The 24,427-nt window shown below is 43.8% G+C and carries 20 protein-coding genes and 1 pseudogene; 11 read left to right on the plus strand and 10 right to left on the minus strand.

Annotation, left to right across the window (positions count from 1 at the left end; genetic code table 11):
• Window positions 1–16 precede the first annotated feature (16 nt).
• Window positions 17–907, minus strand: coding sequence for a cation diffusion facilitator family transporter (locus tag G5B00_RS12430; protein ID WP_163875720.1), 891 nt, complete (start codon window positions 905–907; stop codon window positions 17–19).
• 155 nt (window positions 908–1,062) lie between these two features.
• Here G5B00_RS12430 and G5B00_RS12435 point away from each other — a divergent pair, with 155 nt between their 5' ends.
• Window positions 1,063–3,078, plus strand: coding sequence for a heavy metal translocating P-type ATPase (locus G5B00_RS12435; RefSeq protein ID WP_163875722.1), 2,016 nt, complete (start codon window positions 1,063–1,065; stop codon window positions 3,076–3,078).
• 118 nt (window positions 3,079–3,196) lie between these two features.
• Window positions 3,197–3,865: a phosphatase PAP2 family protein gene (locus G5B00_RS12440; RefSeq protein ID WP_163875725.1), complete on the plus strand. Its 669-nt coding sequence runs from the start codon at window positions 3,197–3,199 to the stop codon at window positions 3,863–3,865.
• A gap of 21 nt (window positions 3,866–3,886) precedes the next feature.
• Here the strand turns inward: G5B00_RS12440 and G5B00_RS12445 are convergent, their stop codons facing one another.
• From G5B00_RS12445 to recQ, 4 genes are all read right to left on the minus strand, one after another.
• Window positions 3,887–4,201 carry a helix-turn-helix domain-containing protein gene (locus G5B00_RS12445; protein ID WP_163875729.1) on the minus strand — a complete coding sequence of 105 codons (315 nt, stop codon included), beginning with the start codon at window positions 4,199–4,201 and terminating at the stop codon, window positions 3,887–3,889.
• The gene (locus G5B00_RS12450; RefSeq protein WP_163875732.1) at window positions 4,198–4,551 is read right to left on the minus strand and encodes a type II toxin-antitoxin system RelE/ParE family toxin; all 354 of its coding nucleotides are present in this window, start codon (window positions 4,549–4,551) and stop codon (window positions 4,198–4,200) included. The genes G5B00_RS12445 and G5B00_RS12450 overlap by 4 nt, the downstream gene beginning before the upstream one ends.
• Before the next feature lie 93 nt (window positions 4,552–4,644).
• Window positions 4,645–5,469 carry a 3-deoxy-8-phosphooctulonate synthase gene (gene kdsA, locus G5B00_RS12455; protein WP_163875735.1) on the minus strand — a complete coding sequence of 275 codons (825 nt, stop codon included), beginning with the start codon at window positions 5,467–5,469 and terminating at the stop codon, window positions 4,645–4,647.
• Between the two features lie 9 nt (window positions 5,470–5,478).
• Window positions 5,479–7,668, minus strand: coding sequence for a DNA helicase RecQ (gene recQ, locus G5B00_RS12460; protein ID WP_163875738.1), 2,190 nt, complete (start codon window positions 7,666–7,668; stop codon window positions 5,479–5,481).
• Between the two features lie 91 nt (window positions 7,669–7,759).
• Between recQ and G5B00_RS12465 the strand changes: the two genes are divergently transcribed.
• The 4 genes from G5B00_RS12465 to G5B00_RS12480 all read left to right on the plus strand — a co-directional run bounded on the left by G5B00_RS12465 (window position 7,760) and on the right by G5B00_RS12480 (window position 11,401).
• Window positions 7,760–8,725: an SIS domain-containing protein gene (locus G5B00_RS12465; RefSeq protein WP_163875741.1), complete on the plus strand. Its 966-nt coding sequence runs from the start codon at window positions 7,760–7,762 to the stop codon at window positions 8,723–8,725.
• Window positions 8,726–8,951: 226 nt separating this feature from the next.
• Window positions 8,952–9,332 (plus strand): DUF1573 domain-containing protein, encoded by a 381-nt coding sequence (locus G5B00_RS12470; protein WP_163875744.1) that lies wholly within the window; start codon window positions 8,952–8,954, stop codon window positions 9,330–9,332.
• A gap of 235 nt (window positions 9,333–9,567) precedes the next feature.
• Window positions 9,568–10,422 (plus strand): fumarylacetoacetate hydrolase family protein, encoded by an 855-nt coding sequence (locus tag G5B00_RS12475; protein ID WP_163875746.1) that lies wholly within the window; start codon window positions 9,568–9,570, stop codon window positions 10,420–10,422.
• A gap of 103 nt (window positions 10,423–10,525) precedes the next feature.
• Window positions 10,526–11,401: a mechanosensitive ion channel family protein gene (locus G5B00_RS12480; RefSeq protein WP_163875749.1), complete on the plus strand. Its 876-nt coding sequence runs from the start codon at window positions 10,526–10,528 to the stop codon at window positions 11,399–11,401.
• On the opposite strand, the gene coaA is transcribed toward G5B00_RS12480, so the two are convergent.
• A complete protein-coding gene (gene coaA / locus G5B00_RS12485) occupies window positions 11,382–12,341 on the minus strand; it encodes a type I pantothenate kinase (RefSeq protein WP_240894480.1) in 960 nt (319 codons plus the stop codon). The genes G5B00_RS12480 and coaA overlap by 20 nt on opposite strands.
• A gap of 1,407 nt (window positions 12,342–13,748) precedes the next feature.
• Complete coding sequence (locus G5B00_RS12490) at window positions 13,749–14,636, minus strand: AraC family transcriptional regulator (RefSeq protein ID WP_165031799.1); 888 nt, start codon at window positions 14,634–14,636, stop codon at window positions 13,749–13,751.
• Here G5B00_RS12490 and G5B00_RS12495 point away from each other — a divergent pair.
• The 5 genes and pseudogenes from G5B00_RS12495 to G5B00_RS12515 all read left to right on the plus strand — a co-directional run.
• Window positions 14,551–15,054: pseudogene (locus G5B00_RS12495) on the plus strand (SDR family NAD(P)-dependent oxidoreductase); the annotation flags it as partial. The gene G5B00_RS12490 and the pseudogene G5B00_RS12495 overlap by 86 nt on opposite strands.
• Before the next feature lie 67 nt (window positions 15,055–15,121).
• Window positions 15,122–15,949 carry an amidohydrolase family protein gene (locus G5B00_RS12500; protein WP_163875755.1) on the plus strand — a complete coding sequence of 276 codons (828 nt, stop codon included), beginning with the start codon at window positions 15,122–15,124 and terminating at the stop codon, window positions 15,947–15,949.
• A gap of 198 nt (window positions 15,950–16,147) precedes the next feature.
• Window positions 16,148–16,936: an SDR family oxidoreductase gene (locus tag G5B00_RS12505; RefSeq protein WP_163875758.1), complete on the plus strand. Its 789-nt coding sequence runs from the start codon at window positions 16,148–16,150 to the stop codon at window positions 16,934–16,936.
• A 374-nt stretch (window positions 16,937–17,310) separates the two neighbouring features.
• Window positions 17,311–18,351 carry an RluA family pseudouridine synthase gene (locus tag G5B00_RS12510; protein ID WP_163875761.1) on the plus strand — a complete coding sequence of 347 codons (1,041 nt, stop codon included), beginning with the start codon at window positions 17,311–17,313 and terminating at the stop codon, window positions 18,349–18,351.
• Between the two features lie 10 nt (window positions 18,352–18,361).
• The gene (locus G5B00_RS12515) at window positions 18,362–19,216 is read left to right on the plus strand and encodes an aminotransferase class IV (protein WP_163875764.1); all 855 of its coding nucleotides are present in this window, start codon (window positions 18,362–18,364) and stop codon (window positions 19,214–19,216) included.
• Window positions 19,217–19,319: 103 nt separating this feature from the next.
• On the opposite strand, the gene G5B00_RS12520 is transcribed toward G5B00_RS12515, so the two are convergent.
• From G5B00_RS12520 to gyrA, 3 genes are read right to left on the minus strand one after another with little or no spacing between them, the layout of a single operon-like run.
• On the minus strand, window positions 19,320–20,489 hold the full coding sequence (locus G5B00_RS12520; RefSeq protein ID WP_163875767.1) for a tetratricopeptide repeat protein: 1,170 nt from the start codon (window positions 20,487–20,489) through the stop codon (window positions 19,320–19,322).
• A 3-nt stretch (window positions 20,490–20,492) separates the two neighbouring features.
• Window positions 20,493–21,590 carry a tetratricopeptide repeat protein gene (locus G5B00_RS12525; RefSeq protein WP_205966416.1) on the minus strand — a complete coding sequence of 366 codons (1,098 nt, stop codon included), beginning with the start codon at window positions 21,588–21,590 and terminating at the stop codon, window positions 20,493–20,495.
• Window positions 21,591–21,596: 6 nt separating this feature from the next.
• A complete protein-coding gene (gyrA, locus tag G5B00_RS12530; protein WP_163875770.1) occupies window positions 21,597–24,149 on the minus strand; it encodes a DNA gyrase subunit A in 2,553 nt (850 codons plus the stop codon).
• Window positions 24,150–24,427 lie beyond the last annotated feature (278 nt).

A 24,427-nucleotide genomic window follows, 5' to 3' on the forward strand; every position in this document is an offset into this window, starting at 1 on the left:
ATAGTACAATGTACTCTTAACTGTTTGCGATGATAGGGTCAAATGGCTCTATATGTACGAATACATTGGAGATATCGGGTATTTTGGCCATCAGGTAATCTTTTAGGGCATGCGCAATATCGTGTCCGTCTTTTACACTCAGGTCGGCATGGACCACGGCATGGATATCTACGATAAAAGACATGCCAATCTTTCGAACAAAACATTTTTCAGTATCCAGTACGCCATTGACTTCCAGTGACTTGACTTTGATCTTGTCTACCAGGTCCTCATATAAATTTTCATCCATGATTTCTCCTAAGGCCGGTCTGAAAATGCGGTAACAATTGTAGAGTATGATACCCGAAGCTATCAGCGCAGCCCAGTCATCAGCATATTCATAGCCTTTGCCAAACCACAGTGCCATAGATATCCCGATGAATGCAGCTATCGAAGTGATCGCGTCGCTTCGATGATGCCAGGCTTCGGCTTTGAGCGAACTGCTGTTCAGTGCTTTGCTTTTGCGGATGACAAATTGGTAGGAAAGTTCTTTCCATAGGATGATGATACCCAATACGATGAGTGTCCAGGCTTTGGGCGGTTCATGCGGAGTTTGCAGATTGATGATGCTCTGATACGCAATGACGGTTGCTGATATGACCAAAAATATGACTACGATAAATGTAATCAAGGGCTCTATGCGCCCGTGTCCGTAAGGATGCGTGTTGTCGGCAGGACGTTTGGAATATTTGATGCCTAACAACACAAGGATCGAAGCAAAGATATCCGTGGTGGATTCTATCGCATCGGCTATCAAAGCAAAGGAATTTCCGAAAAAACCTGCCAACCATTTGGCGATAGCCAAAACCATATTGCCCAATATGCTAAAATATGCTGTTCGGATAGCTTTATCTCCGTTGGTTGCCATTGCTCCAATTTTTCCGCAAAATAAGCAATTATTTTTTTTGTCTTGTCATTTGGGTATAATGATTGTATGGGAGCCGTAAATGATCATCCCTGTGGGATGCTTTATGATGCAAATATTTTGCTAAATTTACCTTTTTAGAGAAATACGCATATATCATGGAGCATATACACGATTATCAAAATGGAGTCTGTACGATTTGTAGCCAGGTAGAAAAAGTCTATAAAAAATCGGAATCGATGCAGTCGTCCGTCACCCAGGACAAACATGTGCATGAGCACAGCCATGAAGGGCACGGCCATACCCAGAGTGGTTCGATTTCAATTGCTCGTTTATTTGCCCCATCCGTGATCAGTATAGGTGGTCTGTTGCTGGCACTTGCCTTGGATCATTTCATTGCTCCGGACTGGTTCAAGGGTTGGCTTAGGTTGGCCGTATATCTGGTGGCTTATATTCCGGTAGGTGCTCCCGTGATTCGGGATGCTTTGACTGCTATAGGAAGAGGTAATTTTTTCTCTGAATTTTTTTTGATGAGCATCGCCACTTTGGGGGCCTTTGCTCTTGGCGAGTATCCCGAAGCGGTGGCTGTCATGCTGTTTTATTCCATCGGCGAGGGATGTCAGACATTGGCTGTTTCCAAGGCAAAGGCCAATATTAAGGCATTACTGGACCAACGTCCTGATCAAGCGACCGTAGTGCGCGAGGGGCAGGCGCAACGAGTTGATGCCAAGGCTGTACGTATAGGTGATATCATCGAGCTCAAGCCAGGAGAGAAATTAGCTTTGGACGGTGTATTGCACAATGATCATGCTTCTTTTGATACTGCGGCTTTGACTGGAGAGAGCAAACCGGACAGCAAGAATAGAGGAGATACCGTGCTTGCCGGTATGATCAATCTGCATACACTTTCCCAGGTCGAGGTCACGACAGCTTATGCAGATAGCAAACTCAGTAAGATATTGGAACTGGTGCAACATGCTACCACACAAAAAGCACCGACCGAGCTATTCATTTCTAAATTTGCAAAAGTCTATACACCTATCGTTGTTTTTCTGGCCATCGGGATCACGTTTATACCTTATTTGTTTGTAGACAACTACCTCTTTTCCGAATGGCTGTATAGGGCCTTGGTGTTTTTGGTGATCTCCTGTCCCTGTGCACTGGTCATCTCTATTCCTTTAGGATATTTTGGGGGAATCGGAGCAGCGAGCAAGCAGGGAGTACTTGTAAAGGGCGGTAATTTTTTGGATACGCTGGCCGCAGTCCGACATGTGGTCATGGACAAGACCGGAACCTTGACAGAAGGTGTTTTCAAGGTACAGGAAATCCTCTTCAAAGACGGTGTAGACCAAACGAAAATGATGGGCTATGTCGGTCTTATCGAAAGCAAAAGTTCGCACCCTATCGCTATGGCCATCAGAGACTATTTGGGAGAGATGGATCAGACTGCTGTACTATCAGACATGGAGGAGATTGCAGGCCTGGGGATGAAAGCACTGGTGGACGGAAAAGAACTGCTCGTGGGAAACTTTAAATTGTTGGATAGATTTAAGATTGCCTACGATGTGGATCTTTCTTCGCTCGTCTTTACGACGGTAGCTGTGGCTTATGATGGTCGGTTTGTAGGCTATATGACGATTGCGGATCGTATAAAAGAGGGTGCCAAAACGGCTATAGCCAATCTGCATAGACTGCACATCGGCACCACCATGCTGAGTGGCGATAAAAGTACGGTGGTTCAGCATGTCGCCGAAGAATTGCAGATCGGACAGGCTTATGGAGACTTACTGCCCGAGGACAAAGTCTTAAAGATGAAAGAGGTAAATATCGATACCGGAAGTGTCGCTTTTGTGGGCGATGGTGTCAATGATGCGCCGGTCATGGCTTTGAGTGATGTAGGTATCGCTATGGGAGGGTTGGGATCCGATGTGACTATAGAGGCGGCCGATGTAGTCATACAGGATGATAAACCGGGCAAAATACTGACAGCAATAGAGATCGGTAAAAAAACAAAGCGAGTTGTCTGGCAGAACATTGGTTTTGCCTTTGGTGTCAAAGCGATTGTCCTTATTCTCGGAGCCGGCGGTCTAGCCACGATGTGGGAGGCCGTATTTGCGGATGTAGGCGTTGCCTTGCTAGCTATCCTGAATGCTGTACGGATAGAGCGTGGATAGGAGAAGGGCACACACCACAGGCGTGTGCCAGAATCAAGAGCCAGGGATAGAAGAAGTAAACCTTAGGGTTGTTTTAGCAAACAAATTTATCTAAGTTTGGGCAACAAAAAGAACACGTATGAGTACGCCATCAATGACGTTCAGACAATTACTTTGGAATTTTCGGTTTATATTAATTGCTTTGTTGCTCATCGAGCTTACCTGTGGTTATGTCAGTATCCAATATACGCAGGTCGAACAGTTTCGGGAGGTCAATGCGCTGCATCATGAATGGGCGGACTGGTTCTTTAGGGTATATACGAACATAGGGGATGGTCTGTTTGTGATAGCAGTAGCTTTAGCCTTGGTATTTGTACGGTACAAGTATGCTATTTTGACTATTGTCAGCTTTTTGCTGTCGGGTCTGGTAGCACAGGTCATTAAGAGAGCTGTCAAGATGCCACGCCCCGGTGCAATATTCAAAGATGATCCTTCCTGGTACACCTTGCCCGATTACCATATACACGGCAATTACAGCTTTCCTTCGGGACATACGACGAGTATCTTCGCATTGATGATTGTCTTATATTACGTGTTTCCGACACAACGGAAGAGCCCGCTATTATTTATCTTAGCTTGTCTGGCCGGTTATTCCCGCGTATATCTTTCCCAACATTGGCCCGGAGATGTGTATATAGGGGCATTGGTCGGCACGGTTGTCACCATTCTCCTCATCTATATCTTTGAGCATTCGGTCTGGTATCACAAAAACTGGGCGAACCAAAGCCTCCGCACAAAGACTTTTTAAGTAAACCTTTATACTGTAGTTTTATTGTTCTACATTAAGGTTCATATTGGACAGTTCAACCTGTAACTTCACTTTTGCTTTTAGTGCATTGAATACTCTCAATAATGTATCCAATGTAACGTTGCCTGCATTGTTTTCGAGTCGTGAAATTTGTGCCTTCTGAACACCGATAAGTTTACCCAGTTCTTCTTGTGTCAGATTTCGTTCTTGCCTTGTATGTCTTATAGCCTTACCGATCAGGTCCATTTGAAGCTCATACTCAAAACGATCCCGTCCGGGAGTCCCTATTTTTCCAAGAAGTTCATCTTGTATTTCATCTAATGTATATGTTTTCATTTTTTCTTATTCTTTAATGTGTCATCAAAGTATTTTTTCTTTGCCTGGATCGCTTTTTGGATTTCCTGCTCGGGAACTCTGCTTCGCTTTTTTATAAACCCATGGGTAGAAATTACCAATGTTTTGGTAGAGGAAGTTTTGTCCCAAAATGCAAGAAGCCGATATTGTAGACCCCGATATAGAGTTCTAAATTCCCATATATCGTTGGTCAGTTTTTTAAAAAGTTCCGGATCATTTTCAATTTGAGCTTTACGAATGTTATAAATTATTTTTTCGTAATGTTTTGGATCCAAACTTTTTAAAAATAATCGAACTTCTTCCAGTAGAATGACTTCAAAGCGCTTATTCATTTCGATCTCTTAGCCTCAAAACAAATATACAACAAAAGTTTCGTTAAAAAGAAACTCTTACTAAAGGAATAAGAATGTTTTTACAATCAGAAGCTAATCCTTGGCAAGCACCGCTTCCCGTAAGCGAACAAGCTTTGTCAACAAATTTTCCAACAGATCCAGATGTAGCATATTGGCTCCGTCGGACTTGGCATGGGCCGGGTCGGGATGCGTTTCGATAAACAGCCCATCTGCGCCTACAGCAATGGCCGCTTTTGCAATGGTCTCGATCAAGGCAGGCTTGCCACCTGTCACACCCGAAGTCTGGTTGGGCTGTTGCAGGGAATGCGTGCAGTCCATGACGGTCGGTACATCAAACGAACGCATGACAGGAATCCCCCTAAAGTCTACGATCAGATCCTGATAACCGAAAGTATTGCCGCGGTCGGTCAATATTACTTTTGGATTGCCTGCATCCTTGACCTTGTCTACCGCAAACTGCATCGATTCGGCCGATAGAAACTGTCCTTTCTTGATGTTGACAACTTTTCTCGTTTCAGCGGCTGCCACCAATAGTTCGGTCTGCCGACACAAAAAAGCAGGAATCTGTAAAACGTCCACGTAGGCAGCTGCCATAGCGGCCTCTTTGCTTTCATGGATGTCCGTCACGGTAGGTACACCAAATTCCTTCCCGACTTTTTCCAAAATCCCTAATGCTTTCTCATCACCGATTCCGGTAAAAGAGTCGACTCTGGACCGATTGGCTTTTCGGTAAGAACCCTTGAAAATATAAGGAATTTGCAGTTTGTCCGTGATCGTCACGATGCGCTCTGCGATCCGTAGTGCTATTTCTTCTCCTTCTATGGCACAGGGCCCGGCCATTAAAAAAAACTGATGGGAAGTCCCGTTTTTAATTCCCGGTAGATATGTTTGAATCATGTCGTGTGCTTAATTTCCCAATTCGGATAAAAACTTGATACGCATCAGCTGGATGTCCTCATACGTATAATCTTCTTCCCCCAACTCGGCCAAAGCGGCCTTGATAGAATCTTCTTCAGCAGATCGGAAGTAATCATAAACTTCGTCCTGTCGATCCTGGTCGATCATTTCGTCCACAAAATAACTGATATTGAGTTTGGTTCCCGAATAGACGATAGATTCTACTTCTTTCAACAGGTCTTCGTAGCTGATGCCTTTGGAAGATGCAATATCGTCGAGTGCAATCTTACGGTCTATATTTTGTATAATGGATACCTTCAATGCGGACTTATTGGCAGCCGACTTGATGACCATATCCTGGGCGCGTTCGATATCGTTCTCTTCGACGTATTTTTTGATGAGATCCACAAAGGGGGCGCCAAATTTCAATGCTTTGCCTGCACCTACACCGTGGATCTTCTTCAGTTCTTCCGTAGAAATAGGATAATGTATGCACATTTCTTCTAAAGATGGATCCTGAAAGATGACAAAGGGAGGCAAAGATTTCTGCTTGGCTATTTTTTTGCGCAGATCTTTCAGCATCAATAGCAATTGACTGTCCAATGTACCGGTTCCTTGCGAAACTTCTTCAGATGAATCCTCATCGGTATTTTCCATGGGTCTGTTGAGGATAAATTTGAGCGCATAAGGGTTTTTGAGGTATTTTTTCCCGTCTTCGGTCAGATTCAATAAACCATAATGGTCGATATCTTTTCGGATAAAACCAGCCAGCTCTGCCTGCCGGAGCAACGAATTCCAATAATTGACACCTTCTTCTTTTCCGCTCCCGAATAGGGGGTGGGTATCGTGTTTATAGGCGGAGATAGGTTGGTTATTCTGTCCGATAAACACATTGATAATATGGTGATCGTCAAATTTCTGCCCTTCGTCCCGGATAAAGCCGAGTATTTTCAACAAATCTTCTTCGGCATCAAAATAGGTTTTGGCCGACCGACAGTTGTCGCACATATTCGTACATCCGGTCTCATCAAATTTTTCGCCGAAATAGTGAAGTATCTGTTTACGTCTGCATACGGAAGATTCGGAATAGTCAATGACCTCCTTCAATATCTGGGTGCCGATTTCTCTTTCCGAAACAGGCTTGTCTTTCATGAATTTGGTAAGCTTCTCGATATCTTTTTTTGAATAGAACGCCACGCATACTCCTTCGCCTCCGTCCCGGCCGGCTCGTCCTGTTTCCTGATAGTATCCTTCCATGGACTTGGGGATATCGTGGTGTATCACATAGCGCACATCCGGTTTGTCTATCCCCATGCCAAAAGCTATGGTGGCTACAATGACTTCGACATCTTCCATCAAAAATTTATCCTGTGTATCGGCGCGGGTCTTGGCATCCAAGCCGGCGTGATAGGGTAGGGCTTTGATGCCGTTGATATTGAGTACTTCGGCGATCTCTTCTACTTTTTTGCGGCTTAGGCAGTAGATGATCCCGGTTTTTCCCGAATTGTTTTTGATAAACTTGACGATTTCTTTGACGACATTGTTTTTCGCTCTTACTTCGTAATATAGGTTGGGTCGGTTGAAAGAAGACTTGAACAAAGTCGCATCGTTCATCTGTAGATTTTTCCGGATATCGGATTGTACCTTGGGCGTAGCTGTTGCCGTCAGGGCAATGATCGGGATATTGTCACTGATCCCATTGATGACCTGACGTATCTTACGGTATTCCGGCCGGAAATCATGGCCCCATTCAGATATACAGTGCGCCTCGTCTACGGCTACAAAAGAAACACGGATACTTTTCAGAAACTGTAGGTTTTCTTCTTTTGACAAGGACTCTGGCGCTACATAGAGCAGTTTGGTCTTACCTGCTGTTACATCAGCTTTCACCATATTGGTTTCTCCCTTGGTTAGGGAAGAATTCAAGAAGTGTGCTATGCTATCGGACCCACCAAAGGCACGCAGCTGATCGACTTGGTTTTTCATCAACGCAATCAACGGAGAAATAACAATGGCTGTTCCTTCGCTCATCAAGGCCGGGAGCTGGTAGCATATAGATTTGCCGCCCCCGGTGGGCATGATCACAAAGGTATCCTTCTTATTCAGGATATTGGTAATGATTGCTTCTTGATCGCCTTTAAATGTGTCGAATCCAAAAAATTCCTGGAGGTTGTCGTACAAAGATTTTTCTATTTCCATCAGTTTAAGGGCAAATTTGGAAGAAATTTGACGTGTCTAACATTCAAAAAACTTACTTTTGTAATATTACATAAAAATAGGGATAATTTCTGTGAAAAGCAATTTGGAAATTAAAAAAGAAGCCAAAGAAGTATTGGCCTTGGAAGCGCAGGCTATACAAAGACTGGCGGATCTGCTGACGGACGATTTTGCCGAGGTGGTCAAGTCTATATTGACCTTGCCGGGAAGGGTGGTCGTGACAGGGATAGGGAAAAGTGCCATTATCGCCCAAAAGATCGTCGCTACACTGAATTCTACCGGTACGCCATCGATTTTCATGCATGCCGCTGATGCTGTGCATGGTGATCTGGGGATGATACAAAAGGAGGATATGATCATTGCTTTGTCAAAAAGTGGAAACACACCGGAAATTAAGGTTCTTGTACCTTTTCTCAAGCAGCGCGAAAACAAGTTGGTCGCTCTGGTGGGCAACAAGGATTCGTTTCTAGCCAAACAAGCGGATTATATATTGGATACATCTGTCGAACGGGAGGCCTGCCCAAACAATTTGGCCCCTACCACGAGCACGACGGCACAATTGGCTATGGGAGATGCCTTAGCGGTATGCCTACAGACCGCCCGACATTTTACAGACCGTGATTTTGCCAAATATCACCCCGGCGGTGCATTGGGTAAGCAGCTTTACCTCAAAGTATCGGATCTGTCGGGGCTAAATGGCTGTCCCTCGGTGCTTCCTACGGACAAGGTCAGGCAGACGATCATTACGATTACCAAATTTAGACTTGGAGCGACAGCAGTCGTAGAAAACGATACGATCCTAGGTATCATCACGGATGGAGATGTCAGGAGGATGCTGGAAAATAATGAGGAGATTACAGATCTGACAGCAAAGGATATCATGTCGACCAATCCCAAAAAGATAGAGGGATCGGAACTAGCTGTCAATGCACTGCATATGATGCGTCAGCATAATATTTCCCAATTGCTTGTGACGGACAACGGGGGCTATTCAGGCATCATACATATACAGGATCTGTTGAAAGAAGGTATTATATAAAGGGGTTGTCTGTAGAGACGCGATTAATCGCGTCTCTACAAGGTTGTGTCTCAGATAGCCAAGAGGTGTTGGTTTGCAAACCAGCATCTGCGGTTGTAGCCATTTTCCTATCTTTAATGTAAAAATATTGTGAAAAAAGAGAAAGGGTACGATATGCTATAGATTTTATTTACATTTGGCATGTGTATTGACTAAATTTAGTATAGAGAATATTAAAATAAAAAAGATGAAAAAAGTATTAAGTATAGCAACAGTTTTGATAGCTTTTGTAGCTGTGACAGCTTTCACGGTAGCGGCGATCGGAGAATTTAAATTTGAAAAGGAGACACATGATTTTGGTGAAATTCCCAAAAGCCAAGCGGCTTCCTTTGAATTTAAGTTTACGAATGTGGGAGATGCCCCTATTATTTTGTCCGATGTGGCTCCTTCCTGTGGATGTTCGGTAGCCGATTATTCAAAAACCCCCGTCAAACCAGGAGAAACGGGATCCATTAAAGTGACGTTCAATGCCTCGACAGCAACAGGGCCTTTTACAAAATCCTTTACAGTGAAATCAAATTCTAAAACTCCTGTTAAAATATTGACTATCAAAGGAGTCGTTAAATAAATTGAAATAAATAGTTTAGGTAAAAGCCTTTTTTGTAGAATCACAAAAAAGGCTTTTTTTATTCCTTGGATTACGGTAATATTATTTATACTTTGCGTAAAATAATTCATATCGTTTTGGAAAAATATGCCGTACTTCGTATAGTGCTTGTACTGCTTAGTCCGTATGACATATAAGACCCTATAGGGGATCTGTCGTCAACGGACGCTATACTTAAATCTTATATACTTACAACATGAAATTAATACGTTACGGAGAGCCGGGAAAAGAAAAAATCGGTGTACAGATCGAAGGCAAAAACTATGATGTTTCTGCTTTTGGCGGAGATTATGACGAACGTTTTTTTGAAGAAAACGGTTTAGCACGCTTAGAACAGTTTGTTAAGGCAAATGCAGGTAAATTAGATGAAATTCCGAACGAAACACGTTTGGGTGCCCCCTTTGTACGCCCATCCAAAATCGTTTGTATCGGTCTGAACTATAGAGATCATGCAGAAGAGACAGGAGCTACTATCCCCAATGAACCCATTATCTTCATGAAATCTACTACAGCATTGGTTGGTCCGAATGATACGGTGGTCATCCCGAAAAATTCGGTAAAGACCGATTGGGAAGTCGAGTTTGGTGTCGTCATAAGTAAGAGAGCTACTTATGTAGACGAAAAAGATGCCTTGGATTACGTAGCAGGCTATGTGCTGCATAACGATGTGTCCGAACGCGAATTCCAGATCGAAAGAGGAGGTACCTGGGATAAGGGAAAGGGGTGTGATACCTTTGCGCCTATGGGGCCTGTCTTGACGACTGCTGATGAGATTCCCGATATCAACAATGTACGTCTGTGGCTCAAAGTCAACGGAAAGACCTATCAAGATGGCAATACGAGCAATTTGATTTTTTCTGTGCCCTATATTGTATCCTACGTGTCCCAATTTATGACCTTGCTGCCGGGCGATGTGATCTCGACGGGGACTCCGGCAGGAGTAGGGCTCGGATTCAATCCGCCAATATACCTAAAAGCGGGTGATGTCGTCGAATTGGGGGCAGATCACCTTGGTGTACAACGCCAGGAAGTTGTAAACTGGCAGTCATAAATATGTCTATGGTGGAGACACGCTGTGCCGCGTCTCCACCGTAGACAAAATACCTCATCTACATTTCCCAAAAAATTGCTAGCTTCGCTTCTTTACGATTGTTATGATAGCGCAGCAAGAAAATAAGAACAGGCTTCCTTTGGTTTTCATTGGAAAAGCATTTCTGTTTATCCTACTGGGATTCCTTTTCTATTACGAAAGCTTTCAAGGCCAGCCTGCTTTACATCGTATGATGGTCGGGCTCAATTCTTTTTTGGTGCCGAGCTTGGTTGTGTCCATTATCCGTTTTATCATCCTTTCGGTGTACAATGCGCGGCATGCGAAAGGATCGGTCAGGGGAAATTTTGTATTGGGCATCAACCGAATGGCGACGATGCTGAATGTTGTATTCATCATTGTAGGTATTATGGTGGCCTTTGGTATCAATCCTTTGGAATTTCTGACCAGCCTTACCATTGTAGCGATGGCTATCGCTGTCTTGTTCAGGGATTACATCACCAATATGCTGAGCGGCCTGTTCATCATGTTTTCGGACGAACTGTCCGTAGGTGATCGTATCAAGGTGGGGGAGCACAAAGGCCGTATTATAGATATTACCTTCGGCCATATCCAGATACAGAACGAAGAAGACGACATCGTAATGGTTCCGAATAACCTGGTTTTCACGAATGCCATGGTCAACCTGTCGGCGCATCGTTCCAATCTTTTTACGGTCAAGTTTGAGTTGCCTTTGCAGACTGCTTCGGCCGTACAGCAGTTGGAAGAAGAGATACGGAATGTCATGAGAAACCATCCTAACCTGGCAGAAAGCAACGAGATCACGCTACAGGTCGTCGAAATAGGAAAGGATTTTGTACGGTACAAAGTCGAACTGTACGCCATCAGCAGTAGTAACCGGATGCACAAAAAGTTAGAAAACGAGCTCTTGCGGCATATCCTATTGTACGAACATGATCAATTCAAATCTTCCGCACCTTGACATTTTCTACAAAATGGTGTGAACCTTTATACAGGATCAGATCAGCCCTATATTTGGTTGGAAGGATGTTTTCATGCAGATTGGGTTTGTTGATCTCGTTCCATATCTCATGGGCCTTGTGCCTGCTTTGATCCAGTGTCAGATCTGCATATTTATGAAAGTAGGAGTTGGGATTCTGAAAAGCCGTGACGCGCAATGACTCAAATCTATTGATATACCATGTCAAGATGTCTTTTTCGAGTGCATCGACATAGATCGAAAAATCAAAAAAATCCGACACGAAGACTTTATTGCTATTAGGCGAGCGCTGGGAATTGACCTGCAGTACATTGATCCCTTCGATAATCAGTACGTCGGGATTGTAAAGAGTCAACCGCTCGTGGGGAAGTACGTCGTACTCTAAATGTGAATACAACGGTACAGTCAACGATTCTGCGCCGGATTTGACGGCAGAGAGAAAACGAAGCAAGAGCTTTGTATCGTAGCTTTCGGGAAAGCCCTTACGATTGAGTATATTTTTCTGTACCAGTACGCTGTTGGGGTACAAAAATCCATCCGTTGTCACCAGATCGACCTTGGGTTTATCGGGGAGCATCGACAGTACTTTTTTTAATACCCGTGCCGTGGTACTCTTTCCCACGGCCACCGAACCGGCTATACCGATGATAAATGGGAGTTTCTGTTGATTCCGACGAAAGAAGAGGTTGTTGTCGTCGCGAAGTGTACCGTAATTTTTGATATGGAGCTCTATCAAATGTGCCAAAGGGAAGTAGATATCCTCAATTTCCTGCATATTGAGCGGCTCGTTCAGGGCGTGCAGTTGCTCCAGGTCCTCCGTATGCAGGCTGTGGTTGAAATGACCATTGAGGTTTTTCCATTCCTGCCGTGAGAACTCCTGGTATGGACTGCTCAATGCCTGCTCTTCTAGTATTGACATCATGTTGAATTGTTAAGCGTGCACCTGATTTAGATAAGGTGGTTTACATTCACGAACCAGTCTGCCAGCTGGCGGAGAGTTCCTTCATGCAGCGAGAACAAATATATATGAATAATACCTATAGTAAAAAAAATATTTATAAGTAATTCGGTTTTATCTCCGTTGTACTTTTGTGAAGCACTGTCCATCTCTCTGAGTTATCGTGTGTACACATCTTTTTATCTTGCTTGTTTATAGTTTTTTACATCAAATATCTTGTCGTATTTATCCCATTATTTGTCAATATTTTGTACAAGCAGTTCCGTTATAGGTCACTGTCCCCCTCTAAAGGGCTACCGTGTACCCAGAAACAGGACACTTCAATGCATAAGAGGGCATTAGATCCTATGTTTGCACTGGCTTTGTTAAATGCTATCCCTCTCTGGAGAGGGGCGCACAGGAAAGAGGGGTGGGCAGGGAGAGGAAAGAAGTCAAAACATACTGAAAATAAGCTTTCTTGAGTAATATCCTCCTCCTACCCCCTCCATAGGGGGACATTGGCCTACAGCATTTATGCTTATACAGATCGACATACAAGTAAGAAATGAGGCTACAAAAACAGTGCAGGCAACAATTTTTCATGGCAATAAATATAGGTTGAGTTAATGTCTTTTAGTTCTTAGGCTGGATACTTTTTAAAATAATTTGTGAAAATTAAAAATAGTTTATATTTTAAAGAGTCACAGTAAAATATACTGTCTCCAGTAAACCAATTGTTATTATAATAAAGGACGTTAACTGTAGATGGTTATTTAAAACCAAATATAAAAAGCACCAATATTGTTGTTGGGTTTAGAACTATGGAATAGGCTTAAAAGCTTCTATTCCCAGGCTTTACACAATGCATCGGCCATAACAAAAAATAAGCAGATGAAAACATACATTTTACAGTTTTGTCCACCCTAAGTTGATGTTTTGTGAAGTCTTCTGGAATTTATCATGGTATTTGGTTGAAGTGTATCGAGTCAAGTTGTAAGCGTCAACGGGTGACGGATGAGTCGGGATAGTCGAAAACTTATTAGGACGGGGCACACAGACGTTTGTGGGAATGACCAAAAACGATGTTAAAATAGGGCATAAAACGGTTGCCCGGCCGAAAAGACATAGACTGATATTACACTTTTTTGATCTACGACTTTCCTTGTAGCAGGGAAGTACTTTTTCACGATTGATTCAAAGTCTAACTCTGTTTCTCTGATGTCCATAATTACTATGTCTAAATTGATACTTATTTACTAATCTTGACACAGTTTATTTTACACTCTCTCGGGATGACAAAATGCCAGACTTGTAGCACTTCTTAGACACTTCCTTAATGTGGGCGAAAGATATTTCGCCCCTACATTTTTGTATAGATACAAATCCAAAGAACTAAAGGGACTGTTTCCAGAACATTTCCCGGTAGGCTTTTGGCGTATTCCCTGTGATCGATTTGAACGCTTTGTGAAAGCTCACAAGATTGTTGAATCCCGATTCATAGCAGGCCTCTTTTATGGAACCATGCGTATTCCCCAAAATCTTCTGTGCATTGGATATCCGGAGTTTCGTTACGAAGTCCGTTAATGTCCGTCCGGTTTTTTGCTTGAAAAACCGACAGAATGAATTTTTGGTCATTCCGGAGAGATCGGCGACTTCATCCAGATGGACGTGTACTTTGTAACTGTCGTTGATAAAGCCCAATATGAGGTTCATGCGGTTCATATCGTCATCGTGGTACTGTATGTTGTAGTCCGCGCTGACCAGCTTTTCCTTGTCGGGGTGCTGGTCAAAGATATGGAGGGTGTGCAACAATGCAAGGATGCGCTCCAACCCGGAGGTCGCCATGAGACGGAGGAATGAGTTTTCCAGGTTTTTGTCCGAGCATCTGCACATGATGCCGTCTTTTGAATATTCTATGAGCCTACGTATAGGACTAAGTTCCGGCAGGCTCCAAAATACCTGTCCGACAAAATCTCTTAGGAAATGTGCTACCACGACATTGGCCCTGGTATCAGATTCAGGCAGGAGGTACTCCTCGTCGAACAACCAATAATGGGGAACATTGCTTCCGATCAGCACACAGTCACCTGCTGAAAAGGGGGTGATGCAGTCACCGATAAAAAAGGTTCCCTTCCCCTCCAAAATCAATATAAATTCAATTTCATCATGGTAGTGCCATACATTATGGTTTTGCGGGATAGCACATGTAGGCAACCTGGAAAACTGTTCGGCTGAAGATTTTGAGCGGATATTCCAGGTCAATGTCAGAGGAGTGTACAATGCGCTGTATGCTACCGTTCCTTTGATGAAAAAACAGGGAGGTGGTGCTATCCTAAACCTTGCTTCCATCGCTGCATGGGTAGGGATCACCGACCGTTTTGCTTATTCCATGAGTAAAGGGGCTATATTTGCCATGACGCTGTCCGTAGCTAGGGATTATATAGCGGACAATATCCGTTGCAACAGTATCTCTCCGGCACGGGTACATACACCTTTTGTGGATGGCTTTATTGCCAAAAATTACCCTGGTCAAGAACAGGAAATGTTTGGTAAACTTGCTAAGTCACAGCCGATAGGCCGTATGGCAAAGCCGGAAGAAATTGCTAAATTAGCCTTGTTCTTATGCAGCGATGATGCCGGGTTCATTACAGGAAATGATTATCCAATTGATGGCGGCTTTATTAAACTGAACAATTAGTCAGTTATCAGTAAGGATAGTCGGTTTTTTAATTCATAATTCATAATTCATAATTTTTAATTCTCCAATGCGTATAGATTCCCATCAACATTTCTGGATATACAATGTAGAGCGGGACGCTTGGATCACGGATGATATGTCTGTAATCCGACGGGATTTTATGCCTACGGATCTAGCCCCATTGCTCAAGGAAAATAATATAGACGGTGTCATCGCTGTGCAGGCAGAACAATCCCATCAAGAGACACAGTTTTTGGTAGATTTGTCTGCCGTGTATGCTATGGTGAAGGCGGTGGTCGGTTGGGTCGATTTAGCTTCGGGTCAAGTGGTGGAACATTTACGGCACTTTTCCCAATACCCGATTGTCAAGGGCTTCCGCCATATCGTAGAAGGAGAGGAAGATCCGGACTTTTTGATGCGTCCTGCTATACAGCGAGGGATAAAAGCCTTGACAAAATACGGATATACTTATGACTTGTTGATTCGTCCACGTCATTTTGAAAGTACATTGGCTTGTGCAAAGGCAAATCCCGACCAACAGTTTATCCTCAACCATATGGCGAAGCCGGATATCAAACAGAAGGCATTTGATGAATGGGCGGGATTTATTGCCGATTTGGCGGCTTTTCCGAATGTCGCCTGCAAGGTCTCCGGACTAGCGACCGAAACTGATTGGATGAAGTGGCAACTGGAGGATTTTGCGCGGTATATAGATCATGTCATAGCGCGATTCGGTAAGGATAGAATTATGTTCGGTTCGGATTGGCCGGTGTGTCTGCTGTCGGCATCTTATGCAGACAATATGCGTATCATGGGCAGTAGACTGAGCTCATTTACGGAGGAAGATCGGCAGGCTTTTTTTGGTGGAAATGCGGTTAGGGTTTATAATATTTGAGGGCAAGGAGCAAGGATTAAGGAGCAAGGAGTAAGGATTAAGGAGCAAGGAGTAAGGATTAAGGAGCAAGGAGTAAGGATTAAGGAGCAAGGAGTAAAGATTAAGGAGTAAAGATTAAGGAGTAAAGATCAAGGATGAAGGAGTAAGGATTAAGGATTAAGGAATAAGGACTATATCTCACTACTAAATACGCACAACATGGATTTACATTTAAAAGATAAAGTTGTCATTGTCACCGGTGGTGCCAAGGGCATCGGCAAAGGGATTGTGCTGGCTCTGGCCGAAGAGGGAGCTATTCCTGTTATTGTCGGGCGCACACAAGCTGACAATGAAAAAGCCAGGGCGGAAGTCGAGGCATTGGGCATACAGGCTTTAGCTTTGGAAGCTGAGCTTTCTGACCCCTCTGCTTGCGAGAAAGTTGTTCGTGCTGTTATGGAAAAATACAATCGTATAGACGGACTGGTCAATAATGCGGGCGTCAACGATGGAGTAGGTCTGGAAAATGGTAGCTATGAAGGTTTTTTAGCCTCCTTGCATAATAATGTTGTTCATTATTACTTGATGGCTCACCATGCCTTGGGGGCATTGAAAGTATCTAAGGGTGCCATACTGAATATCACCTCCAAAACGGCCGAGACAGGACAGGGAAATACGTCCGGGTATGCAGCATCCAATGGTGGGCGGAATGCATTGACAAGGGAATGGGCGGTGGAATTATTGCCATTTAATATTCGGGTGAATGCTATCATTGTCGCAGAAGCTGCAACGCCACAATATGACCGTTGGATAAGCACTTTGGACAATCCTGAAGAAACATTACGGAAAATCCATGACCGTATCCCATTAGGGAATCGGATGACGACCGTCAACGAAATCGCGGATATGGCCATCTTTTTGCTTTCTGACAGATCGAGCCATACTACAGGGCAGCTTATACATGTGGATGGAGGATATGTGCATCTGGACCGATCGCTGATTCGGGATTAGTCAATTAAAATTGGTAATTATATATTTCTTTAACCAAACTTTGTCGTCATTTCGATGAGGAGGTACGACGAAGAGAACCGAACGAAGTGAGCTCTACGAAGTAAAATCTATGGCCAGATAGTACATTAATCCAATTCATCCATAGATTTATCTGCGATGAGCTCGCATTGCTCGGTTCTCCTCATTCTTCGTCGAAATGACGGGCTGGTTGCTAAAGTATATAATCGCCTTAAAATTTATGGTAATTATATACTTTCTTCATGACCAACCATAAATAACGTCGTCATTCTGACCGGATCCGCCAGCAGGAATCTAAAAGCTATTCCCTATCTTTTTTACAATGGTTTTTGTCGGATTTCATTTACTTTTGTGCTATGGCAGAAGATGTAGAATTACTGGAACAGGATGAGCAGGAACTGTACGAGCATATACGTATTGTAGCGGACAGAGGTCAAGCCCTGTTGCGAGTAGACAAATTTCTGATGAATAGGGTCGAGAATACCTCGCGCAATCGTATACAGCATGCCATAGATGCCGGTACTGTTCGGGTGAATGATCAACCTATAAAGGCAAGTTACAAGGTCAAGCCATTGGACATTATTACCATGGTACTGCCGGATCCGCCACGTGATACCGAGGTGTATCCCGAAAATATTCCGTTGGATATCATATACGAAGACGACGACGTCCTATTGGTCAACAAGGAAGCGGGTATGGTCGTGCACCCGGGATACAACAATTACACAGGTACATTGGTCAATGCGCTGACCTACCATCTCAATATTTTGCCTACTTTGCCCGGCAATACGGGGCGTCCCGGTCTGGTGCATCGCATCGACAAAGATACTTCGGGACTATTGATTATAGCTAAGAACGAGTGGTCTATGACCTATCTTGCCAAGCAGTTTTTTGAACATACGATACAGCGCCGTTATGTCGCTTTGGTATGGGGAGATATTGCTGAAGATGGAACAGTAACCGGATACATCGGAAGGGATGCCAGGGATAGAAGAATCATGAGCCTCTATGATGATCCCGAAAAAGGCAAGTGGTCTGTCACACACTATGAGGTATTGGAAAGGTTGGGCTATGTGACCTTGATCGAATGTAGGCTGGAGACTGGGCGCACCCATCAGATACGTGCCCATCTGAAAGCTATAGGACACCCCCTGTTTGGCGATACCAGCTATGGAGGTGACCGTATTCTGAAAGGAACGGTCTTTAATAAATACAAGCAATTTGTGGATAATTGTTTCCAATTGCTGCCTAGACAGGCGCTCCATGCGAAATCACTAGGCTTTGCGCATCCAAAGACAAAAGAAATTTTGTATTTTGAAGTACCAATTCCCGAAGATTTTCGTTTAGCATTAGAGAAATGGAGATCTTATGCGCAAGGGAAAGATTTAGATAAATAGGATTATTTTTATGCCGATACACTATATCAATCACAACGGTACACTCGTGCCTGAGGATACGTTCATACTGACAGCAGGGAACAGGAGTTTTCGCTATGGGGACGGTATTTTTGAAACGATGTTGTATAAGGATGGGGAAATACGTTTTCTTTCTTTTCATATCGAAAGGCTGCAACGCAGTATGCAAAAGATCCATCTGGATTATTATAATAAGTTTGATACCTATTTTGTAAAAAGTGCTACGGAAGAGTTGGTTCGTAAAAACAATATGGTCGGGCAGCAGGTACGTGTGCGCCTGATCGTGTACAGGGAAGGGGAAGGGCTATACACACCGGAGACCAACAAGCCTTCGTTTGTATTGCAGGTACATAAGGTAGGGGACGAACGCCGGGACAAAAAAGTCGGTCTCATCGTGGATCTGTACACGGAATATAAAAAGCCTTACAGTGATCTTTCGGACTTAAAATCCAATAATGCACTGCTGTATGTCATGGCAGGGCTTTATAAAAAGAAATTTAATTACGATGAGGTGTTGATCCTCAACCAGGAAGGAAATCTATGCGAAGCCCTGACTTCGAATATTTTTGTCTATTATGACAAGGTGCTTTATACTCCGGCACTCAATCAAGGCTGTATAGACGGGGTAATGCGACGTGTGGTCATGGATATTGCCGCACATGAAGGTATACCTGTGGTGGAAGCGGAGATCAATCCGGAGATTATGAAAAGTGCCGATGAAATATTCTGTACCAATGCGGTACAGGGGATACAATGGGTGATGGGGTACAAGCAAAAACGTTACTTCAACAGGATATCGCGGATATTGCAGGAAAGGTTGGGTACTTGGGTATATGAGGAGGGGTAAACATCGTCGTCATTGCGAGACGGAGGAACAACGACGAAGCAATCTGACGATGTCAAAATGCAGATTGCTTCGCCATTCTTCCTCGCAATGACGCATTTTTTTATTACTGCTGTACAGTTTCTAATTTTTCTGCTATCTCCTTGGATTTAGCTTCGTTTTCGACAAAGTCATAGTATTGTTTCAAACCGCGTAATGCGCTTGTGTTCTTAGGTTCGATCTCGACGACCTTCGAGAAAAAGCCTTCCACCGGTTTTAATTTTTCTTTCAACTCCTTTAGCTTGGCAGTCTGCACCGTATTGCTGACGTTGGAGCTATTCAATGCGTTCAGCTCGTCCCGTACCTGGTTCATCAATACCACGCCTGCATTTAGATTTGCATCGGCATAGTTCGGGTCGAGTTCGATAGCTTTTTTATAAGCTTCTAATGCTTTTTCGGCATTGTTGTTGGCAGACTCGGCAATACCGAGGTAGTAATACAGGTTTTTGTTTTGTGCATCTTTTGCAATCTGTGATTCGATATTGGAGATTACTTTTTCATTATTTCCTGCAATCAAGTTTAACTCGATATTCTGTACGGCCGCTGCCTGGTCATTCGGATAGGCTGCTACGGCTTTGGCTGCATATTCTATAGCAGAGGCTGTATCCTTCATAGAAAGATATAGCTTAGGTAGATCCACCATGACGACCTTGTGGGAAGAGAAGTCTTTTTTGTCGATGAGCTGCTTGTATTTGTCTATACCATTTTTATAGTCCTGGCTTTGTATTGCTGCAAGACCGGAATAGTAAGTGACGGTAGTATCTCCGGGCATATATTCCAGAGCCGTGTTGAAAGCATCGTAAGCTCCTTTAAAATCCTTCTTGTCCCAACTTGCTACGCCTTGGGTAAAATGGTAGTTGTACAACAATTGTTGAGCCACGTCGATATTTGCAGCAAGTTTTTTGTCCTTGTCCAAAGAGATAGCTTTTGCAATTCCTTCTTTAGCTTTCTCCGCATGCTCTGCTTTCTTTTCGGCAAAAGCAAGATTGCTATACACCAGAGCGTAGTACATCCAGGCTTCGCCAGAATCCTTGGTCTTGTCATGGACGACCGCAGCGTCGACAGCTGTTTTAGCAGCATTAATGTACGTTTTTCCCAATTGTGGTGTACCTGCGATACGCAGTTCATCGTATTTTTGGATGTTTGAAGCAGCCTTTTTAAGGTTACTGTTTTGAGCGAAAGTGACGCTGCCGAATAGCAGCAGGGCTGAGCAAATAGCAATATGTTTAATATTCATTCCTTAATTATTTGATAGTTGATTCAACAATAAATTAACTCTATCCAATTGGCTGTCATCGCCAACGGTTTTGTAATACAAGGCTAACCCTTTGAGTGCGCCAATGTCATAAGGTTTAATCTCATTGGCCTTGAGCAAGTGATTTTGTGCACTGTATTGATCTTCTAAGTTATTGATATTTTTTAAAAAATCATTCAAAAAAATCAAACCTAAAGCCAGATTCGCACTGTAATTGTTGCTATCCAGCTGAATAATTCTTTGATAATACTTTTTTGCCTGGCCCATATTGCCTGTATTTTCATTGGCATATCCGGCCAGATAGATCAAGTCTATGTTGTCGGGTTCGTACGCAATGGCTTCGTCGATGATAGGCGTGATCGCTCCGTACGATTTGTTGGCATTGTATATCTCGATCAGTTGAAAGAGGATTTGCTTGTTCTGTGGAAATTTGGTTCTAGCCGTTTCCAATATTGACAAATACTGCTGCTCCTCTTTGTTTTTCTTATAGAGCTCTGCTAGTTCAAGATATTTGTTGGCATCGGCTTCTGTGTCTTTTATGAGCTTGCTATAATAAGAAATGGCTTCTTTCGTTTTTCCGGCTTGACTGGCCAATAGGGCTAGGTTGTAAATGACATCTTCTGTATTCGTTCCCAATTTTTCTACTTCGAGATAACTTTGATAGGCATCAGCATATTTTTTTTCTACGATCTCTTTGTTTGCCTTATATATATAGGCAGCGATCAGGTTTTGATGTATGTAATTGATCTCTGTCTCATGTCTTTCCCGGTCACGGGGACGTATGCGTGCCTCCGCCTCTTTGGCTACCAGAATGGGATCCTTGTCGGACTTGATTTTTCGGGTCGAATCGGCATAGGCCAATGAACTGTATATCATAGCCCGGAGTACGTTGTTGCGGGAGTTGGAAGAATCCCGTCGGGTTTTATATCCGGCGTCAATGAATTTTTTTGCACTTTCCAAATGCTTGACGTCGCTGGATAGCATATAACGGGCAAGACTGTTGGAGGCCTCTTTATAGTTCGATTGGCCTACAACAGTCGTTCCTATGCCTAGTAATAATAAAGAGAAAATGATGTTCTTCATTATTTATTATTCTTCGTTTGCCTGCTCTGTGTCTGTCGATTCAGCCGTGTTATTGTCTGAATCTACGTCCTCGGCAAGGTCATCTTCTTCCTCCCGCTGTACTTTGGTGATGGAAGCGATTTCGTCGTTTTCTTTCAAAGTGATCAAGCGGACGCCTTGTGTGGCTCTTCCCATGACCCGCAATGTGTCTACGCCGATACGGATGACGATTCCGGACTTGTTGATGATCATCAGATCGTCTTGGTCCGTCACATCCTTGATGGCGACCAGATTACCGGTTTTTTCGGTGATATTGATGGTCTTGACGCCTTTGCCTCCTCTGTTGGTAATGCGGTAATCTTCTATATCTGTACGCTTACCGTAACCTTTTTCCGAGACGACCAGAACAGATGTCTCTGGATTATCCACACTAATCATGCCAACAACTTCATCGTTTGGTCCTGCCAAACTCACACCTCTCACTCCGGTAGCTGTCCTGCCCATAGGACGTACCGTAGACTCGTTGAAGCGGATGGCTCTGCCCGAACGCAATGCCATGACGATTTCACTGTTGCCGCTGGTCAGACAAGCTTCGAGCAGTTGGTCGCCGTCATTGATGTTGATGGCATTGATACCATTGGCACGAGGTCGAGAATAGGCTTCCAATGAAGTTTTCTTGATCGTGCCTTGTTTGGTACACATGATGATGAAGTTGTTTTCCAGGTATTCCTTGTCTTTTAAGTTTTTGACAAGTATATAGGCTTTTACTTTTTCGTCCTTTGGTATATTGATGATATTCTGCAAAGCCCGTCCTCTGGAAGTACGGCTACCTTCAGGGACCTCAAAAGCCCGTAACCAGAAACAACGTCCTGCTTCGGTAAACAGGAGCATATAATTGTGCGCTGTAGCGGTAATAATGTGCTCGGTAAAATCCTCGTCACGTGTGTTGGAGCCTATAGCACCCTTTCCGCCACGGCCTTGGCGGCGGTATTCGGAAAGTGGGGTACGCTTGACATAACTATTGTGCGATATCGTGATGACAATCTCCTCGTCATCGATAAAGTCTTCCATGGTCATGTCTTCGGCCGAATGGACGATGACCGAACGACGTTCGTCGCCGTATTTTTCTTTGATCTCGACGAGTTCGTCCTTGATGATCTGCATACGCAGGCCTTCGTCTGCCAATACTTGCTTCAAATATTCGATGGTCTTCATCAGTTCGGCATACTCTTCCTTGATCTTGTCCCGTTCCAGTCCTGTCAACCGACGTAGCGTCATATCCAGGATAGCACGGGCTTGTAGATCCGATAGACCGAAGCGCTCCATCAATCCGACGCGGGCATCTTCGGGGGTATCCGAATTACGGATCAGCTTGATGACTTCGTCCAGATGGTCTAATGCGATCAAGTAGCCTTCGAGGATGTGTGCTCTTTTCTCTGCTTCGGCCAGTTCATATTTCGTCCTGCGTATGACGACCTCATGCCTATGCTCCACAAATTCGTGGATCATATCCTTAAGGTTCATGAGCATAGGCCTTCCTTTGACCAGAGCAATATTGTTGACGGAGAAAGAAGATTGCAGTGCCGTGTGTTTATAAAGATTGTTGAGTACGACATTGGCATTGGCATCTCTCTTGATTTCGTAGACGATACGTATATCTCTTGCAGATTCGTCCCGTATTTCGGATATGCCTTCGATTTTCTTTTCGTTGATCAGATCGACCGTACGTTTGATCATATCGGCTTTGTTGACGAGATAAGGGATCTCGGTCACAATGATGACTTCACGCCCGGACTTGGTTGTTTCGATTTCGGCCTTTGCCCGCATGACGACCCTTCCTCGCCCTGTTTCGAAAGCTTCGCGTACACCATTGTGCCCATAGATGATACCTCCTGTCGGGAAGTCCGGGCCTTTGATGTATTGCATGATTTCGGATATTTCGATATCCCGGTTATCGATATAGGCTACTGTGCCATCGATGACTTCGGTCAGATTGTGCGGCGCCATATTGGTCGCCATACCGACAGCGATACCAGAGGTACCATTGACCAATAAGTTGGGGATACGTGTCGGAAGAACCGTAGGCTCTTCAAGCGAATCATCAAAGTTGAGCTGAAAATCTACCGTATCTTTTTTGATATCGGATAGCATTTCTTCGGCAATCTTGCGAAGACGTGCCTCTGTATAACGCATGGCCGCCGGTGGGTCTCCGTCCAACGAACCGTAGTTACCTTGCCCATCGACCAGGGGATAGCGCAATGACCAATCCTGTGCCATACGGACCATCGTATCGTAAACCGATGAGTCTCCGTGCGGGTGATACTTACCCAATACGTCTCCGACGATACGTGCTGATTTTTTATAAGGTTTGCCAGAGGTAACCCCAAGTTCTTCCATACCAAACAATACACGTCTGTGTACGGGTTTCAAACCGTCGCGTGCATCGGGTAGGGCGCGGGATACAATAACCGACATCGAATAATCGATGTAGGCCGATTTCATCTGGTCTTCGATATTGATTTTTATAATCCTGTCATTAGCAGGGACTAGACTGTTTTCGTTTTCTGTTTCTTCTGCCATTATTTTCTGGTTTCTGTCAAACTAAATAAAGTGCCCTCGAAACGGCACTTTTGCATGCGAAGATACAATTTTTTTTCTGTTTTTGGCTAATAAAACTATGGATATTTTGATTGGTTCTGCTGTTGGTAGAGACGTAAGATTTACCTTCGGTGAGCCCTTCGGGGTTTACGTCTCTACAAGCATGTCAAAAAAATACCTTTTTGATTGCACTATTTTCAACATACCGCAATGACTGTCATCAATTTTGAAACTTATGACACTAAAAACAGATTTATTTC

Source organism: Parapedobacter sp. SGR-10 (assembly GCF_011030405.1).
Classification (GTDB): domain Bacteria; phylum Bacteroidota; class Bacteroidia; order Sphingobacteriales; family Sphingobacteriaceae; genus Sphingobacterium.